At 67.0% G+C, this 17600-nt stretch carries 17 protein-coding genes; 14 read left to right on the top strand and 3 right to left on the bottom strand.

The window, feature by feature from the left end; genetic code table 11:
• Nucleotides 1–61: 61 nt before the first annotated feature.
• From DN412_RS22265 to DN412_RS22255, 3 genes are all read left to right on the top strand, one after another.
• Nucleotides 62–910, top strand: a complete 849-nt coding sequence (locus DN412_RS22265) for an EamA family transporter (RefSeq protein WP_115213620.1) — start codon at nt 62–64, stop codon at nt 908–910.
• A 141-nt stretch (nt 911–1051) separates the two neighbouring features.
• Nucleotides 1052–1876, top strand: a complete 825-nt coding sequence (locus DN412_RS22260) for a class I SAM-dependent methyltransferase (RefSeq protein ID WP_115213566.1) — start codon at nt 1052–1054, stop codon at nt 1874–1876.
• Between the two features lie 228 nt (nt 1877–2104).
• Complete coding sequence (locus DN412_RS22255) at nt 2105–2476, top strand: hypothetical protein (RefSeq protein ID WP_115213565.1); 372 nt, start codon at nt 2105–2107, stop codon at nt 2474–2476.
• 21 nt (nt 2477–2497) lie between these two features.
• On the opposite strand, the gene DN412_RS22250 is transcribed toward DN412_RS22255, so the two are convergent.
• Nucleotides 2498–2908, bottom strand: a complete 411-nt coding sequence (locus tag DN412_RS22250) for a type II toxin-antitoxin system VapC family toxin (protein ID WP_115213564.1) — start codon at nt 2906–2908, stop codon at nt 2498–2500.
• Entirely contained in the window at nt 2908–3144 is a 237-nt protein-coding gene (gene vapB, locus DN412_RS22245) for a type II toxin-antitoxin system VapB family antitoxin (protein WP_115213563.1), read from the bottom strand. Before vapB ends, DN412_RS22250 begins: the two co-directional genes overlap by 1 nt.
• A 138-nt stretch (nt 3145–3282) precedes the next feature.
• Between vapB and DN412_RS22240 the strand changes: the two genes are divergently transcribed.
• A complete protein-coding gene (locus tag DN412_RS22240) occupies nt 3283–4143 on the top strand; it encodes a LysR family transcriptional regulator (protein ID WP_115213619.1) in 861 nt (286 codons plus the stop codon).
• A gap of 10 nt (nt 4144–4153) precedes the next feature.
• Here the strand turns inward: DN412_RS22240 and DN412_RS22235 are convergent, their stop codons facing one another.
• Nucleotides 4154–4405 (bottom strand): hypothetical protein, encoded by a 252-nt coding sequence (locus DN412_RS22235; RefSeq protein ID WP_115213562.1) that lies wholly within the window; start codon nt 4403–4405, stop codon nt 4154–4156.
• 245 nt (nt 4406–4650) lie between these two features.
• Between DN412_RS22235 and DN412_RS22230 the strand changes: the two genes are divergently transcribed.
• The 10 genes from DN412_RS22230 (at nt 4651) to DN412_RS22185 (ending at nt 17328) form a co-directional block, all read left to right on the top strand.
• On the top strand, nt 4651–5808 hold the full coding sequence (locus DN412_RS22230) for an acyl-CoA dehydrogenase family protein (RefSeq protein WP_115213618.1): 1158 nt from the start codon (nt 4651–4653) through the stop codon (nt 5806–5808).
• A 316-nt stretch (nt 5809–6124) separates the two neighbouring features.
• Nucleotides 6125–7468, top strand: coding sequence for a TolC family protein (locus DN412_RS22225; RefSeq protein ID WP_115213561.1), 1344 nt, complete (start codon nt 6125–6127; stop codon nt 7466–7468).
• Entirely contained in the window at nt 7452–8666 is a 1215-nt protein-coding gene (locus DN412_RS22220) for an efflux RND transporter periplasmic adaptor subunit (RefSeq protein WP_115213560.1), read from the top strand. Before DN412_RS22225 ends, DN412_RS22220 begins: the two co-directional genes overlap by 17 nt.
• A gap of 13 nt (nt 8667–8679) precedes the next feature.
• Nucleotides 8680–11802, top strand: coding sequence for an efflux RND transporter permease subunit (locus tag DN412_RS22215; protein ID WP_115213559.1), 3123 nt, complete (start codon nt 8680–8682; stop codon nt 11800–11802).
• A 318-nt stretch (nt 11803–12120) separates the two neighbouring features.
• Entirely contained in the window at nt 12121–12702 is a 582-nt protein-coding gene (locus DN412_RS22210; RefSeq protein ID WP_115213558.1) for a hypothetical protein, read from the top strand.
• Between the two features lie 112 nt (nt 12703–12814).
• Entirely contained in the window at nt 12815–13018 is a 204-nt protein-coding gene (locus tag DN412_RS22205) for a CsbD family protein (RefSeq protein ID WP_078199422.1), read from the top strand.
• A 181-nt stretch (nt 13019–13199) separates the two neighbouring features.
• The gene (locus tag DN412_RS22200; protein WP_115213557.1) at nt 13200–13985 is read left to right on the top strand and encodes a GntR family transcriptional regulator; all 786 of its coding nucleotides are present in this window, start codon (nt 13200–13202) and stop codon (nt 13983–13985) included.
• Nucleotides 13986–14049: 64 nt separating this feature from the next.
• Entirely contained in the window at nt 14050–15594 is a 1545-nt protein-coding gene (locus DN412_RS22195; protein WP_115213617.1) for an acetolactate synthase large subunit, read from the top strand.
• Between the two features lie 152 nt (nt 15595–15746).
• Nucleotides 15747–16151, top strand: coding sequence for a Zn-ribbon domain-containing OB-fold protein (locus DN412_RS22190; RefSeq protein ID WP_115213556.1), 405 nt, complete (start codon nt 15747–15749; stop codon nt 16149–16151).
• 4 nt (nt 16152–16155) lie between these two features.
• On the top strand, nt 16156–17328 hold the full coding sequence (locus tag DN412_RS22185) for a thiolase (RefSeq protein ID WP_115213555.1): 1173 nt from the start codon (nt 16156–16158) through the stop codon (nt 17326–17328).
• Nucleotides 17329–17600 lie beyond the last annotated feature (272 nt).

Below are 17600 nucleotides of genomic sequence, written 5' to 3'. Positions count from 1 at the left end.
GTGGGCCATCGTGCGGCCCCGCTAGAATGACTGCGTCCCGCGCTGATCCCTGCTGATGTCCATGTCCCTGACCGTCTTTGCCGTCGTCCTGCTTGCCGCATTCCTGCATGCCGCCTGGAATGCCGTGGTCAAGGGCGGCGGCGACAAGATGCTGTCGGCGGTGATGGTGGCCGTGACGGCGGGCCTGATGGCCGCCGTGGCGCTGCCGACTCTGCCGCAGCCCGCGCCGGCCAGCTGGCCCTTCATCGCCGCGTCGGTGGGCGTGCACGTGGTGTATTTCGCGCTGGTCGCGCGCATCTACCACAGCGCGGACATGAGCCAGACCTATCCCCTGATGCGCGGCACCGCGCCGTTGCTGGTGGCGGTGGCCAGCGTGGGCTGGCTGGGCGAGCACCTGTCGGCGCTGGCGTGGGGCGGCATCGCGGTGATCAGCCTCGGCATCCTGGCCATGGCGGGCGGCGGGCGTGGTGCCGGTGGTATGCCGGGCGGCCGCGAGGGCATGTGGCTGGCCCTGCTGAACGCGCTGGTGATCGCCACCTATACGCTGATCGACGGCACCGGCGTGCGCCGCTCCGGCGCGCCGGTGGCGTATGCGTTCTGGATCTTTGTACTGACCGCGGTACCGCTGGCGGCCTGGGCGCTGGTGGCGCGCCGGCCGGCGCTGGGCGGCTACGTGCGCCGCAACCTGGTGTTCGCACTGGTGGGAGGCGGCGGCACGCTGGCGTCCTACGCGCTGTCGCTGTGGGCGATGACGCGCGCGCCGGTAGCCCCGGTGGCGGCCCTGCGCGAGTCCTCGATTCTGTTCGGCGCGCTGATCTCCGGGCTGCTGCTGAAGGAGCGCGTGGGTGCCGCCCGCCTGGGCGCGGCCTGCCTGATCGCCGCCGGCGTGGCCACGCTGCGCTTCGCCTGAGGGCAGGCCGGGTGCCCGCCTGAGCGACTGGCCGCTGTGCGCCGCCAGCGCTGTCTATACTTGGTTTTACCGGGGTCTTACGGCGGAGGAGCACTGTGTCCGCGCAAACCGGGAGCCTGACATCGACGCCGAGGAGAGGGCATGGACCACACCGCAGATTCGTTTCGGGACTTTGAGCTGGCTGGCTGGGAGGATCCCGAGGTCGTCAGCCAGTACCAGGAGCATCTGTCGCACGTGACCCGGCAATCGGTCGAGTCCCTGCTGGACGAGGCCCGTGTGGCCAGCGGACAGCGCGTGCTGGACGTGGCCACCGGCTCCGGCCATGTCGCGGCGGGGGCCGCGCAACGCGGTGCCGAGTCGGTTGGCGTCGACTTTTCGCTGGCGCAGGTACAGTTGGCCCGCAAGCTCCATCCGGCGGTCCACTACGAACAGGCCGATGCGCAGGCGCTGCCGTTCGGCGACGCCAGCTTCGATGCCGTGGTCAATGGATTCGGCATGTGCCACCTGTCGGAGCCCGATACCGCGCTGGCCGAAGCGTTCCGCGTGCTGCGCCCGGGCGGGCGCATCGCCTTCACCGTGTGGGACACACCCGAGCGCGCGGTCGGCTTCGGCGCAATCTATGCCGCGATCCGCGCCTATGGCTCGATGGAGGTCGATATCCCGGTGGGGCCCAACTTCTTCCTGTTCAGCGATCCAGGCAATTGCCGCGCCGCATTGCAGCAAGCCGGCTTTGTCTCGCCCACCTGCCGCAGCGTGCCGCAGGTATGGCGCTTCTCCACGCCCGACCAGCTGTTCGACGCGCTGGCCCAGGGCACCGTGCGCGCCGCCGCCACGCTGCGCGCGCAGACCCCCAGGGCCCGCGATGAAATCCGCGCCGTGCTGCGCGGCACCGTCGCCGGCTACATGCGCGGCAACGGTTTCGAGGTGCCGATGCCGGCGGTGCTGGCGGCGGCGGTCAAGCCCTGAGGGCGGCGCGGCTGGCGAGGCGCGCAGCCGCCGCTGAGGGTGTTGGACATCGACAGACATCCCCAGGGCCAGCGTCGGGCCGGCCCCACCACTCCATCTCCGGAAAGTGCCGCAATCCAGCCCGCAGCCAGCGCTGCGGCGGTGGCACGGTCATTGCGCAATGGACAACGAGCGCGGCGCCGCGGCTCGTTGTGCCACCCGCCAGCAATGGCTTCCCGGAGAACCCCGATGAATACCCGACCCCAATGCCAGACAGGGCAGGCCGCGCCGCGCCCGCACACAATGCTGCACCGCTCGCGCCGAGCCATGGCGCTGCTGCGTGTGCTGGGCCTATGCATCAACAGCGTCGCCTGCGCGCAGTCCGAGGCGCCGCAGGCCGCGGCACCCGCCGTGCAGGCCGTGACGCCGGAACAGAAATTTGCACCCGGATACCTTGAGGCCGCCGCCACCGGCTATGACAATGGCCTGGCCTTCCGGGAGCCGGAAGGCATTGCGCCGCTGAGGCCGCCGCGCGAGGTGCGCAGCGTGCCGGCGGCGCCGATGGCGGGCGCCGTGCCAGTGGCCATGCCTGCGGGAGTGCGGCCGCAGCCGGCGCGTTGAACCGGTGGCCGTGCCTTGAGTTCAGCCGTGGGATGGCGCGGTCCAGTCCTCAATGCGCAGGCCCGGATACGCTGCGAAGTCGCGGGCGTTGCGCGTGACCACCGTCAGGTCCTCGGCAATAGCATGAGCCGCAATCAGCTTGTCCAGGGCATCCGCCTTGCGTTCGCGCGTGGCGGCGCGGACCGGGCCATAAGCGCGCGCGGCCGCAGCATTCAGCGGTAGCACCGGCACGCGTGCGACCAGCGCCTCCAACGCGCGCCGCGCTGCGAGGGGATCGCCCGAGACTGCGACACCGTATTCCAGTTCGGCCAGGGTGATAGCGGACAGCACCACATCGCCCTCGAAGCATTGAGCAAAGCGCTCGGCTACTTGCGGTGGCTGGTTCTTCATCAGGTAAATGCACATATTGGTGTCGAACATATACCTGGCCATCAGAACCCCTCCCGCTCAGCCTGCGTCTGGTCTTCGCGACCTTGTGCCAGGAAGTCGTCCGGGAATGCGGCGAAGGCGTCAAGCAGCCCGGTCAGGCGCCGCCGCGCGGGCCGAATGCGCAACTCATCGCCGATCCGCTCGATTTCCAGCGGCATGTCGGTATCGGGATAGGCCAGCTCGGCGGGAATTCGCACCGCCTGCGAGTTGCCGTTGCGGAAGATCCGGGTGAAAGGCATTGTGATTTCCGTGTACATCCTGTAGGTACAAGCATAGCATCATTGGATCAGAGGTACATCCGCGTGTGTACGTCCATGGTTCTCAATTTTGCCAGCCATTGCCTACAATTCGTCACATCGGCCAAGCCTGTCGCCACAATGGACATTGATCTCGCCCGCACCTTCCTGCAAGTCGTCCGCACCGGCAGCCTGCTGGCGGCGGCTGACAAGCTGCATGTCACGCAGACCGCCGTGACCGCGCGCATCAAGAGCCTGGAGGCGCAGCTGAACTGCCGGCTGTTCGAGCGCAACAAGGCCGGTGCACGGCTGACACCCGATGGCCAACGCTTTCTCGGCTATGCCAGCCAGCTGGTGCAGACCTGGGAGGCGGCCTGCCGCGAGTTGCCGTTGCCGGCGGGGCTGGCCAGCCTGTTTCGCTTCGGCACGGAAATCAGCCTGGGCAACCCACTGGTGCTGCTGTGGACCACGCGGCTGCGCCAGCTGATGCCGGCGCAGGCGGTGCGGGCGGAAGTGGGAGAAGGGGCGGAGCTGCAGCGCAAGCTGCAGTCGGGCACGCTGGACGCGGCGCTGGTCTACCAGCCGGAGTACGCGCCGGGCATGCATGTCGAGGCGCTGATGGAAGAGAAGCTGATCCTGATCCGCTCGACGCAGCGCGACGGCGGCTATGTCTATGTCGACTGGGGGCCGGAGTTCCGCCGCCAGCATGACAGCGTGCTGCCGGAGCATGCACGCGCCTCGCTGTACTTCAACCTGGGGCCGCTGGCGCTGCAGTACATCCTGCAGTTCGGCGGCAGTGGCTATTTCCGGACGCGCGTGGTGCAGAGCTACCTGGACAGCGGGGTGTTGGCGCGGCTCGAAGGCGCGTCGGAGTTCTCATATCCTGTATTCCTCGTCTGCGCCAGGACCCCGGCTGGCGCGGCGCAGGAGGCCGTGCGCATCCTGCGTGACATCGTGCGCGAGGACTCCGACTGGTCGCAGCGCTGGGATTTCCCGCAATAACGCCAGGCTGTCAGATCCGGACCGGCACCAGTTGCCCCATGGGGCCGGGCACGGCCACCAGGCGCCATTGGCGCACGCGCCGTACCCGGCGGCCCCGGCCGCCGCCGCTGCGGGGCGGGCGCGGTTCCAGCCTGGCAAAGCGCCCGTGCAGTTGCGCGCGTGCGAGTACAGGTTCCGGCACCCGTGTCCCGATCAGCCATGTGACGGTGCCTCCTAACGCCACCAGTGCCAGTGCCAGGGCAAACCAGAGGATGGCTTCCATGTTCCCGCTCCCTCGAATTGGTATCTGTGCTTCCGCTATCAGTATTGGCACAAAGTGTGCCGGAGGGTAAATGAAAGTTATTTCGACTTAATATCAATAAAATTGCATTCAAGCCGGCTTTTCCTTCAAGCCAGCCCGTTCGGCGGTGGTAGGAAAAATCATCCGTTCCGACGAATCTCGTAGGCGCCGCACGGCAGACACTCACGCGGTCACTCTCAAAAACACCAGGAGACCCCGCCATGGCCATGCAACGCCTGATCTTCGAAGCCGAACACGACGCCTTCCGCGAATCCGCCAGCCGCTTCTACCAGCGCGAGGTCGGGCCGCACGGCGAGCGCTGGCGCGAACAGGGCTGCGTGGACCGCGAGGTGTTCCGCAAGGCCGGCGAACAGGGCTACCTGCTGATGTGGGCCGACGAGAAATACGGCGGCGCCGGCGTGGAGGACTTCCGCTATGAACAGATCCTGATCGAAGAAAACGCGCGCCACGGCGACTCGGGCTTCTTCGGCACGCTGCACTCGCGTCTGGTGGCACCGTATATCGGCCGCATCGGCAATGAGGAGCAACGCCAGCGCCTGCTGCCGGCAGCGGCGCGCGGAGAGTCGATCTTCGCTATCGCCATGACCGAGCCGCAGGCGGGCTCGGACCTGGCCGGCATGCGCACGCGCGCCGTGGACCATGGCGACCACTGGGTGCTGAACGGCGCCAAGACCTATATCTCGAACGGCCAACTGGCCGACTGCGTGGTGGTGGTCGCGCGCACCGATCCCGACCGCAGCCACGGCCTGGGCCTGTTTATCGTCGAGCGCGGCATGCCCGGTTTCGAGCGCGGGCGCAAGCTGCGCAAGATGGGTCTCCACTCGCAGGACACGTCCGAGCTGTTCTTCGACAACGTCAAGGTGCCCAAGGCCAACGTGCTGGGCGAGCCCGGCCAGGGCTTCCGCTACCTGACGCGCCACCTGGCCGAAGAGCGGCTGATCGGCGCCTGCGGCTACATGGCATCGGCGCAGGTGGCCTTCGACATCACGCTGGACTACGTCAAGGAGCGCAAGGCCTTTGGCCGGGCCATCGGCACGTTCCAGAACTCGCGCTTCAAGCTGGCCGAGCTGCGCGCGCAGCTGGATGCGCTGCAGACCTTTGTCGACCAGTGCGTGCTGCAGCACAATGCCGGCAAGCTGACCGTGGAGACAGCGGCCTCGGCCAAGCTGCTGACCTCTGAACTGCAGGGGCGGATGGTCGACGAGGGCGTGCAGTTGCACGGCGGCGCCGGCTATATGGAGGAGTACCGCATCTGCCGCATGTACGCCGACGCGCGTATTTCGCGGATCTATGCCGGCAGCAGCGAGATCATGAAAGAGATCATTGGCCGCGGGTTGGGGCTGGACGATCGCGCCAAGTCCTGACGACGAGGCAAGCGTTGCATGGACGCGACGCTTGGACCACTTTTAGCTATCGGGTTTTCCCGCACTTTCTGACAATTCGCCGCTTTTCCTTCATTTTGTTGGCAGGATGAAAGCAATTTGAAATGGATTTCGGTTTGAATGCGGGCGGGAGATCGTGCGGAGGTGCCGAATAGAGGCAGTACAGATGCTATCGGGGCCGGATCTGGCGTGAAAATTCGCCAATCCGGTGCACCGTTCGGCAGGCACGGTCGTTTACCTCAGACCGTTTTCGAATCGAGCCTGACTGACCGTGCATTTTTCCTTTACCCGAGCCGCCATGGCGACCCTGCTCGCCGTTGTGGCGACCGCGGGGCGAGCCGCCTCCGCGCCGCTCCCGCCCGATGGCCCGTGCATCCCGCCGCCTGCGAAAGCCAGCCTGACCCTGGCCCAGGCGCGCCTTGACGCCATCCGCTGCAACCGCGACATCATCGCCGCCCGGCGCGGCGAGGAAGCCAGCCAGGCCGATATCCAGATTGCCTCGCAGCGCCCGAACCCGGTGCTGAGCCTGGGCGTGGCCAATATCAATCCGCATGCCGGCATCGGCTCGGGCAACCTGCGCAGCAAGACCGTGGATTCGACCCTGCGGGTCGACCAGCTGATCGAAACCGCCAACAAGGGCGGCCTGCGCCTGGATGCTGCGCGCAAGGCCAGCGTGGCCGCCGGCGAGGTGGTGCAGGCGGTGGTGACACAGCAGACCAGCGCCGTCGAGCAGGCCTTTTTTGATGCCGTGGTCAGCCAGGAGCGGGTCGAGGTGCTGACTGAAACACTGGCGCTCTACAACCGTACCCAACAGGCCAATGAAGCCCGGCTCAAGGCCGGCGATGTCTCGCGCGCCGACGTGACCAAGCTCCAGCTCGACGGGCTGCGCGCACAGAACGACCTGCGCCAGGCCATGGCCGACCATGCCCGCGACAAGGCGCAGCTTGCCCAGTCCATGGGCGTGCCGGGCACGCTGGCGGACAACCGGCTGGTGTCGGACTGGCCGTCGCTGGAGGCGCCCGCGCCCCAGGTCGATCCGGATACGCTGCAGCGCCGCCCCGATGTGACCGCCGCCGAAGCCCGTCTTGCCGCCGCCGCCTCCGCGCGCGACCTGGCGCGTGCCGGGCGCGTGCCGGATGTGACGGTGGGCGCGCAGGCCGAGCATTATCCGGTTTCGCCCGCCAATACCAATGGCAGCGGCAACAGCTACGGCGTGTTCGTCACGATCCCGCTGTTCGTGCGCCACAGCAATGGCGGCGAGGCGCGCCGCGCCGAGGTGGACTATTACGCCGCCCTGGACGATCGCAACCGGGTACTGCTGGAGGCCCAGAACGAGGTCGAGCGCTTGCGCAGCCAGCTCGAGGCCTCGCGCCTGTCGCTCAAGCAGATGCGCGAAGCCGTCGTGCCCGCCGCCGAAAGCGTCGCCGGCAGCGCCGAGTTTGCCTATTCCAAGGGCGCCACCGGCGTGCTCGACCTGCTCGACGCGCGCCGCGCCCTGCGCCAGACCCGTCTCGATGCCGTCAACGCGCAGGGCGACTACGCCAAGGCCCTGTCGGCCTATCGCGCCGCGTTGCAGGCTTCCACGACTCCCGCCAGCTCCCTTCCGAATTCCCAGGTCCGTACCGATGCGCCGCGTCCCTAATCTGCTGTCCGAAGTATTCCGTGTTTCCCGCGCTGGCGTGCCCGCGCGCGTTGCCGCGCTGTCCCTGTGCGCGCTGGCGCTGGCCGCCTGCGGCAAATCCGAAGCCCCGAAGGCCGATGACGAGCCCAAGGTCACCGGCAATACCATCCAGTTCCCGGCCAGCGTGAGGGCCTTGCCCGGCATCGCCGGCGAGCCGGCAAAGTCCGGCGGCGAGCGCATGCTCAGCCTGCCGGGCCGCCTGGTCTGGAACGAAGACAAGACCGTGCGCGTCGCCACGCCGTTCGCCGGCCGCGTGACCGAGATCCTGGTCCAGCCGGGCGCCACTGTGAAGGCGGGGCAGCCGCTGGCCAACCTGACCTCGCCCGATTTCGGCGTGGCGCAGGCCGATGCGCGCAAGGCCGCCGCTGACAGTGCCGTCGCCGGCAAGGCGCTGGCACGCCAGCGTGAGCTGTACACAGCCGGCGTGATCGCCCAGAAGGACCTGGAGCAGGCGCAGGCGGATGCCGCCCGCGCATCCGCCGACCTGCAGCGCACGCAGGCCGCGCTGCGCATGTATGGCGCGGGCGCGGGCGGTGACGGCGTGAACCAGCGCTTTGCGCTGCGCAGCATGATCGACGGGCTGGTGGTGGAGCGCAATATCAATCCGGGCATGGAACTGCGCCCGGACCAGCAACCGGCCGCACCACTGTTCCTGGTGACCGATCCCACCACGCTGTGGGCCCAGGTCGATGCCGGCGAGGCTGACCTCAGCCTGTTCAAGCCCGGCGTGACGGTAAAGCTGGTGACCGCCGCCTATCCGGGCCAAACCTTTGAGGGCACCGTCATCAAGATTGCCGACTACGTCGACCCGACCGCGCGCAGCATCAAGGTGCGCCTGGCCGTGCCCAATCCCGACCGCCGCCTGAAGGCCGAGATGTTCGTCACCGCCAGGCTGAAGGCGGCGTCGTTCCAGGGCATTGCCGTGCCGTCCAAGGCTGTGTTCCTGGCCGAAAACCGCAACTACGTGTTTGTGCGCACCGCTCCGAACACGTTCGTGCGCCGCGAAGTGAAGCTGGGCGTCACGCTGCCGGGCACCTCGGAAGTGCTCGACGGCATCAAGGAAGGCGAGACGGTCATTACCGACGGCAACCTCTACCTGCAGGACATCCTGCGCGATGCCACCGCCGTCAACGCGGCGCGCGCGGGCGCCAAGCACTGAGGACTGCCGCCACATGATTTCGCGTATCGTCAGTTTTGCCCTGCATCAGAAGCTCTTTGTCTGGCTGGGCCTGCTCATCTTCGTCGGAGGCGGCCTGGCTGCCTTCAAGAACCTGCCGATCGAGGCCTTCCCCGACGTCTCGGACATCCAGGTCAACATCATCACGCTGTATCCTGGCCGCGCCGCGGAGGAAGTCGAGCGGCAGGTGACCATTCCGATCGAAACCGCCATGGCGGGCACGCCTAACTCGGTGCGGGTGTTCTCGCACACGCAGTTCGGCCTGTCCTTCATGATGGTGACCTTCAATGACCGCGCCACCGACGTGACCGCGCGCCAGCAGATCCTTGAGCGCCTGCGCAGCGTCGACCTGCCTGACGGTGTCCATCCGGACCTGGCGCCGCTGTCCACCGCCATCGGCGAAATCTTCCGCTTTCGCCTGACCGGCAAGGGCTACACGGCGCAGGAACTGCGCACGCTGCAGGACTGGGTGGTGGAGAAGAACATGCGCCAGGTGCCCGGCGTGGCCGACGTGGTCACCATCGGCGGCACCATCAAGCAGTACGAGGTGAATCCCAACCTCGCGCGCATGCGCGACGCCAAGATCTCGCTGTCGCAGTTGTTTGCGGCGCTGCAGCGCGCCAACTCCAACGCCGGCGGCGGTGCCGTGGCGCAGGGGCGCCAGCAGTTCCTGCTGCGCTCGCTGGGCAGCTTCCGCACCTCGGCCGACATTGCCAACGTAGTCGTGGCCGAGAACAACGGCACACCGATCCTGGTCAAGGACATTGCCGATGTGAAGATCGGCAGCGCGCCGCCGCAGGGCCTGATGGGCCAGGACGACGAGGACGACATCGTCTCGGGCATCGTGGTGATGCGCAAGGGCGAGAACCCGTCGCTGGTGCTGGAGGCGCTCAAGAAGAAGATCGACCTGCTGGACGACCAGATCCTGCCCAAGGGCGTGAAGATCGTGCCGTACTACGACCGTTCCACGCTGATCGACAAGACCTTGCACACGGTGTTCGGCAACCTGGTCGAAGGCGCGCTGCTGGTGATGGCCGTGCTGTACCTGTTCCTGGCCAATGTGCGTGCCGCCGCCATCGTGGCGCTGATCATTCCGCTGGCGCTGCTGTCGACCTTCATCGGGCTGACGTGGGTGGGCATTCCGGCCAACCTGCTGTCTCTTGGCGCGATGGACTTCGGTATCATCGTCGACGGCGCGGTGATCGTGGTCGAGAACATCTTCAAGCGGCTGGGCGAGCTCAAGGAGCAGCAGATCAAGGACAGCAGGGCGCGCCTGCATGCCATCCTGCAGGCCACCACGGAGGTGGGCCGCCCGACCGTGTTCTCGATGGTCATCATCATCGCGGCGCACATCCCGATCTTCACGCTGCAGCGGCACGAGGGCAAGATCTTCGCGCCGATGGCCTACACGGTGACGGGCGCACTGATCGGTTCCCTGATCCTCTCGCTGACGCTGGTGCCGCTCTTGTGCCACCTGCTGCTCACGAAGAACATCGCGCACGAAGACAACTTCCTCGTGCGCCACTGCAAGCGGCTCTATGAGCCGATGCTGGCCTGGGCGCTGGACCACAAGAAGATGGTGGTCGGCATCGCGCTGGGCATGCTGGTGGCGACGGTGGGCGTGGGCAAGTTCCTCGGCAGCGAATTCCTGCCCGAGCTGGACGAAGGCTCGATGTGGGTCAGCTTCGATCTGCCCGCGTCGGTGTCGACCGTCGAGGCGCGCGACCAAGCGCGGCTGCTGCGCAGCGTGATCCGCAAGACCCCGGAGGTCAACACCACCATCTCCAAGGTGGGGCGTCCCGACGACGGCACCGACCCCAAGCTGATCAACACGGTCGAGATCCTGGTCGACCTGAAGCCCGAGAAGCAGTGGCGCGACGGCTTCAACAAGCGCAGCATCATCAACGAGATCAACGCCAACCTGCGCAAGTTGCCCGGCATCGAGCCCAATTTCTCGCAGCCGGTGCGCGATAACATCCTGGAGAGCATCTCGCAGATCAAGGGCCAGATCGTGATCAAGGTCCAGAGCGACAGCCTTGAGCACAACAAGCAGGTGGCCGACCAGATCCTGGCCAACGTGCAGTCGGTCCAGGGTGTGATGCGCGCCTTTATCGACCGCGACGGCGAGTTGCCGCAGTATGTGCTGGAGTTCGACCGTGCCCAGGCCGCGCGCTACGGCATCAATGTGGCCGATGTGCAGGATCTGATGGAGACCGCGCTGGCCGGCAAGGCCGCGACCGAGCTGTGGGAGGGCGAGAAGCACTTCAGCGTGGCCGTGCGCCTGAAGCCGTCGGAGCGCGAGCTGCCGAACCTGCCGAACATCTTCATGCAGACGGCTGACGGCGCGCAGGTGCCGCTGTCGCAGCTGGTGACCTTCCGCGCGGCTTCGGGCGCGATGAACATCAGCCGCGAGAACGGCCAGCGCACCACCTCGATCGGCATCTTCATCCACGACCGCGACATGGGCAGCGTGGTGAAGGACATGCAGGATCTGGTGGCCAAGAACGTCAAGGCCGAGGACGTGAAGATCAGCTGGTCGGGCGAGTTCGAGAACCAGGAACGCGCCATGGCGCGGCTGTCCATCGTGGTGCCGCTGTCGGTGCTGGTGATCTTCCTGCTGCTGTTCAATGCGTTCAAGTCGTTCAAGAGCGCCACGCTGATCATCTCGAACATCCCGTTCGCGCTGATCGGCGGCGTGTTCGCGCTGTTCCTGACCGGCATCCCGCTGTCGGTGTCGGCGGCGATCGGCTTTATCGCGCTGTTCGGCCAGGCGGTGCTCAACGGCGTGGTGATGGTGACCTACTTCAACCAGCTGCGCGATGAAGGCATGCCGGTGCGCCAGGCCGTGCTGACGGGCTCGATGGACCGGCTGCGCACGGTGCTGATGACCGCGTTGCTGGCCATGCTGGGCCTGTTCCCGATGGCCATCTCGCGCGCCATCGGCTCGGAGACGCAGCGTCCGCTGGCCATCGTCATCATCGGCGGTCTGATCACGGCCACCATGCTGACGCTGATCGTGCTGCCCACCCTGTACGAATGGATGGTGGGGCGCAACTGGCCGGACGAGGAGGGCGATGCGCCTGAAGAGAGCCGGTTGACGCCGTCGATTTCAGAATAATGGCGGGCTGCGTGGGGGCATACCCCTCGCGCCCTGCCTGACATCGATCGCAGACAATGGTCTGGTATGACGCCGCCCCGTGCCGGGCGGCGTTTTTCTTTCCTGCGGCGCATTTCACCAGCGCCTGCGCAACCCGACGCATGCGCGTCGCGTGCCTCGCCCGAATCGTCATGTCGGAATCGTCTGACGCACCTTTCGGAGCCCCACGCCTGCTTCCCCAATCCCCCCGAGCCTACTCTGTACTTACGGCGTGGCCAGCAGCGTAGCCGCCGGCCTCTCATGCGTACCCATACGCAATTCTTCGGAAAGGAGCTCGACATGATGAAGAAATGGCTGACCGCAGCAGCGTGTTCGATGATGATTGCCGCCCCGGCAGGTTTTGCCCTGGCACAGACAACGACTGCTGGATCCAAAGCGGACTATGAGGCCGCGGTGAAGCAGGCTGACGCGGACTACAAGGCTGCCGCCGCCAAGTGCGATGGCATGAAGGCCAATGCCAAGGACGTCTGCAAGGCCGAAGCCATGCGCGACCGCGACGTCGCCAAGGCCCAGGCCGAAGCCCGCCGCGACGGCACGCAGAAGTCGATGGCTAAGGCCGAAAAGACCAAGGCCGACCGCGACTATGACGTAGCCAAGGAAATGTGCGACGACAAGAAGGGCAACGACAAGGACGTCTGTAAGAAGGACGCCAAGGCCGCCCATGAAAAGGCCCTGACCGCTGCCAAGGTCGACAAGGCCGCGGCGACCGGCTCGCGTGCCGAAGTGGCGGAAGCCCGCGCCGATGCGAAGAAGGACACCATGGACGCCGCCTACAAGGCCGACAAGGAACGTTGCGACGCGATGTCCGGCGAGTCCAAGGAGAAGTGCCAGGCCGACGTGCGGGCCAAGTACGGCAAGTAAGCACCATCCCGCCGGCTGATGGCGGGTCAGGCTGATGGCGGGTCATTCACCGTACCACTCGCAAGGGGACGCCTCCGATGGCCCCCCTTGCCACCGGATGAAGGAGCACGACATGAACTGGGATCAGATCGAAGGCAAGTGGGAACAAGCCAAGGGCAAGGTCAAGGAAAAGTGGGGCAAACTTACCGACGACGACATCACGCAGATCAACGGCAAGCGTGATCAGCTCGCCGGCCGTATCCAGGAGCGCTATGGCTATACCAAGGAGCGCGCCGAGGAAGAAATGAAGGCGTGGGAACGGGATGAGCGGTGGTAACAGAAGAGCCGCCTGGAAGTAGCAGCGGGACACCTTTGGGTGTCCCGCTTTTTTTCTTGCTGCACGCCAATACCCAGAGGTTTACCCTAGTAGTCTAGATATGTAGACTTTTTATACTGTCCGGTCTGGACGCCGCCATGCCGGAGGCGCCTTCATGCACCCGGGACCGGGTGCCTTCCCCATGCCGGACCCACTTTCCAGCGAAATCCTCGCGCGCAGCCGCCAGCCGGTCTATCTCCAGCTGGCCACCATCTTCCGCCGCCAGATCGAAAGCGGCGCCTGGCGCCAGGGTGAGCGCATCCCGTCCCTGGACGAACTGTGCCGCCAGTACGGCGTGGCGCGCATGACCATGCACCATGCCTTGTCGATGCTCGACGAAGAAGGGCTGGTTGAGCGCTCGCGCGGGCGCGGCACCTTTGTCAGGGCGCCGTGCCAGGCGCGGCGGCAGGTGTCGCTGTCGACCAGCTGGGACGAGGCGGTGGCCGTGGGCGCGCAACTGGACACCGAAGCCATGGTCGAGTCGGCCGGCAACGTGCCGCTGCCCGACGACCTGGGCATGCCCTGCACCGGCGAGCGCGCGGCCGAATACCACTTCCTGCGCCGGCTGCACCGGATCGACGGGCGGCCGTTCGCCGTGGGCGAGGTCTATATTGAGGCCGGCGTCTTTGCGCGCGAGCCCGAGGCCTTCCGCCAGGGCGCCTCGGTGCCGGTGCTGGACCGCTTTCCCGGCCTGTCGGTCAGCACCGCGCGCCAGCGCCTGTCGATCGTCGCGGCGGGCGCGGAATCGGCCGCCGCGCTGGCGGTTGCGGTGGGGGCGCCGGTGGCCGAATTGCGCCGCTTTGCCAGCGTGCCCAGCGCCGCGGCCGCAAGCGGCGAACGGATCGTCTATTACGCCCGCATCGAATTCCCGACCGAATTTGTCTGCCTCGATTTCGACCTGCTGGCGGCGCGCCCGCATCCGGCATGACGCCCCCGGCAACCCATCCCAACCCTGCAACCTCCGAACCCGATACATGGACAACTCCCAAGCGATGAACGGCGCCGAGAGCCTGGTCAAGACCCTGCTCGCCAACGGCGTGGACACCTGCTTTGCCAACCCCGGCACCAGCGAGATGCACTTCGTCGCGGCGCTGGACCGCATCCCGGGCATGCGCTGCGTGCTGGGCCTGTTCGAAGGCGTGGTCACCGGCGCGGCCGACGGCTATGCGCGCATGGCCGGCAAGCCCGCCGCCACGCTGCTGCATTGCGGCCCGGGACTGGCCAACGGGCTGGCCAACCTGCACAACGCGCGCCGCGCGCAGACGCCGGTGGTCAACATCATCGGCGACCAGGCCACTTACCACCGGCCGCTGGATGCGCCGCTCACCGCGGATACCGAAGGCTGGGCCCGGCCGGTTTCGGTGTGGACGCGCACGGCCACGCAGGCCGCTTCCGTCGGCGCCGATGCCTCGGCCGCGGTGCAGGCCGCCTGCACCGCGCCGGGCGGCGTCGCCAGCCTGATCCTGCCGTCCGACGTGTGCTGGGATGCAGGCGGCGTGGTGGCCGCGCCGCTGCCGCCGCTGGCGGCGCCCAAGGTCTCTCCCGATACCGTGCAGCAGGCCGCGCGCGTGCTGCGCTCGGGCCAGCCGACGCTGGTCGTGCTGGGGGGCAGTGCGCTGCGCGAAGGGCCGCTGGCCGATGCGCACCGCATCGCCGCGGCGACCGGCGCCCGGCTGATCTCGCCCATGTCCAATGCGCGCGTGGCGCGCGGGCGCGGCCGCCTGGCGGTGGACCGCGTGCCGTATTCGGGCGATGTCGCGCGCGACAAGCTGGCCGGCATCCGCAACGTGATCCTGGTCGGCGCGCCGCCGCCGGTGACGTTCTTCGCCTACCCCGGCAAGTCGCCGCGCCCGTATCCGGAAGATGCCGTGATCCATGTGCTGGCACGTCCGGAGGAAGACCTGGCCGAGGCGCTGGCGCGGCTGGCCGACGAACTGGGCGCGCGCAATGCGGCGCTGCCCGCGGCCGATGCCCATGCACCGGTGGAACCCGCGCGTGGCGCGGTCACCTCCGAAGCGGTGGCACGCACGCTGACCGCGCTGCTGCCCGAACAGGCCATCGTGGTGGAAGAGAGCGTCAGCTTCGGCCGCGCGTTCTATCCGGGCACGGTGCACGCGGCCCCGCACGACTGGCTGCAACTGACCGGCGGCGCCATCGGCGAAGGCCTGCCGCTGGCCACGGGCGCGGCGGTGGCGGCGCCGGACCGGCGCGTGGTGGCGCTGCAGGCAGACGGCTCGGCCATGTACACGCTGCAGTCGCTGTGGACCATGGCGCGCGAACAGCTCGACGTCACCGTGGTGCTGCTGGCCAACCGCAAGTACGCCATCCTGCTGGGCGAACTGGCCGGCGTCGGGGCCAACCCGGGCAAGACCGCGCTGGACATGCTCGACATCGGCAACCCCGACCTGGACTGGGTCAAGCTGGCCAATGGCATGGGCGTGGAAGCGGCGCAGGCCCGCGACATGGAGAGCTTTGCCGAGCTGTTCCGCATGGCCAACGCGCGCAAGGGGCCGTTCGTGATCGAACTGGTGATCTGAGCGCGGGCGCGGCAGCGCCCCCGCGCGCCGCGCTTTCCGCATGCATAAATCCAGCCTTCCGCAGATGTGAATTGTTGCCATGCACAGACTGCGGCAAGCTTGCTGCCTTGCCATGGAAGCCCATGGCGGCCATCAAAAGTGAAGGAGACTCTATGCCCCAACAAGATGTGGCGGTGGGACCAACTGTTGGGCCAGACAAGGCTTACGCGGACCTGCTCGCCGCTGGCCAGTTCCGGATCCAGCATTGCCAGGACTGCAAGCGCCACGTGTTCTTCCCGCGCAATATCTGCCCGCACTGCGGCGGCGACACGCTCGCCTGGGTCGATCCCAAGGGTACCGGCACGGTCTACTCCACCAGCGTGATCCGGCGCAAGCCGGATGCCGGCGGCGACTACAACGTGGTGCTGGTCGACCTTGACGAAGGCGTCCGCATGATGAGCCGCGTGGAAGGCATTGCGCCCGCCAGTGTGCGCATCGGCATGCGTGTGAAGGCACGCGTGGCGCAGGGCAAGGAAGGCGAGTCCGCTCTCGTCGTGTTCGATCCGGTGGAGGGCTGAGGCCATGAGTTTGTCCAATTTGCGCGGCAGCGTCGCCATTGTCGGTGTCGGCCAGGCGGGTCTTGGCGAAGCGCACGGCAAGACCGAAATGGAAATCCTGGTGGAGGCCGCCAAGGCCGCCGTCAGGGACGCGGGCCTGTCGATGCGCGACATCGACGGCATCGCCACCGCCAGCGTCGGCGCCAGCATGTGGGTGATGCCGGTGGCCGAATATCTTGGCATCAAGCCGAAGTTTGTCGACAGCACCATGATCGGCGGATCCAGCTTTGTCTCGCACATGCTGCCGGCGATGATGGCGCTGGAATCGGGCCAGTGCGACGCGGTGCTGGTGTGCTATGGCAGCAACCAGCGCACCTCGACCGTCGGCCGCGCCGGCATCTCCAAGGTGCGTGCGGTGCTGGACCCGCAGCCGTATGAGCAACCGTACAGCCCGCTGCAGCCGATCACGTCATACGCGCTCGCCGCGGCGCGCCATATGCACCAGTACGGCACCACGCGCGAGCACCTGGCCGAAGTCGCCGTGGCCGCGCGCAAGTGGGCACAGCTCAACCCGGAAGCGATGATGCGCGACCCGCTCAGCATCGACGACGTGCTCAACGCGCGCATGGTGTCCGACCCGCTGTCCGTGCGTGACTGCTGCCTGGTCACCGATGGCGCCGGCGCCTACGTGATGGTGCGCGCCGACCGCGCCAAAGACCTGGCCAAACCGCCGGTCTATGTGCTGGGCAATGCCACCGCCACGTGGCACCGCCAGATCTCATGCATGCCAGACCTGACCGTCACCGCGGCCAAGGAGTCCGGCGAGCGCGCGTTTGCCATGGCGGGGCTGAAGCCGTCGGATGTCGACGTGGCTGAGCTTTATGATGCGTTCACGATCAATACGCTGCTGTTCCTGGAGGACCTGGGGTTCTGCGCCAAGGGTGAAGGCGGTCAGTTCGTCAGCGGCGGCGGGATTGCGCCGGGCGGCCGGCTGCCAGTGAACACCAATGGCGGTGGGTTGTCATGCGTGCATCCTGGGATGTATGGCATGTTCATTACCATCGAGGCGGTGCGGCAGTTGCGGGGCGAATGTGGTGAGCGGCAGGTGCGGGGTGCTGAGGTTGCTGTGGTGCATGGGAATGGGGGGACGTTGTCTAGTCAGGCTACGGCGGTTTTGGGGACTGGGGCGACGGTGTAGGGGGGCATTGGGGGGGCTTTGGGGCCTGTTTCGATGTTGTCGTAGGATTAACCGCCTGGTTCCGCCCTGCTGGGCGGGTCACTTTTTGTCCGAGCGACAAAAAGTAACCAAAAAACGCGTCGCCTCAGGCGGCTGGCCATCCATTGGATGGTGTGGGTGGTTCGGGCGGCGGTGATTTCCGTTCGATGGGGTTGGTGGTTCGACCCTGCTACGCACCCTGTCCGGTGCCTTGCGTCGACGGACTATTGGACGAACCCGACTTTAGGCTATTG

The organism is Cupriavidus lacunae (genome assembly GCF_003353055.1).
Classification (GTDB): Bacteria; Pseudomonadota; Gammaproteobacteria; order Burkholderiales; family Burkholderiaceae; genus Cupriavidus; species Cupriavidus lacunae.
This window is presented reverse-complemented; position numbering and strand designations above follow the sequence as displayed.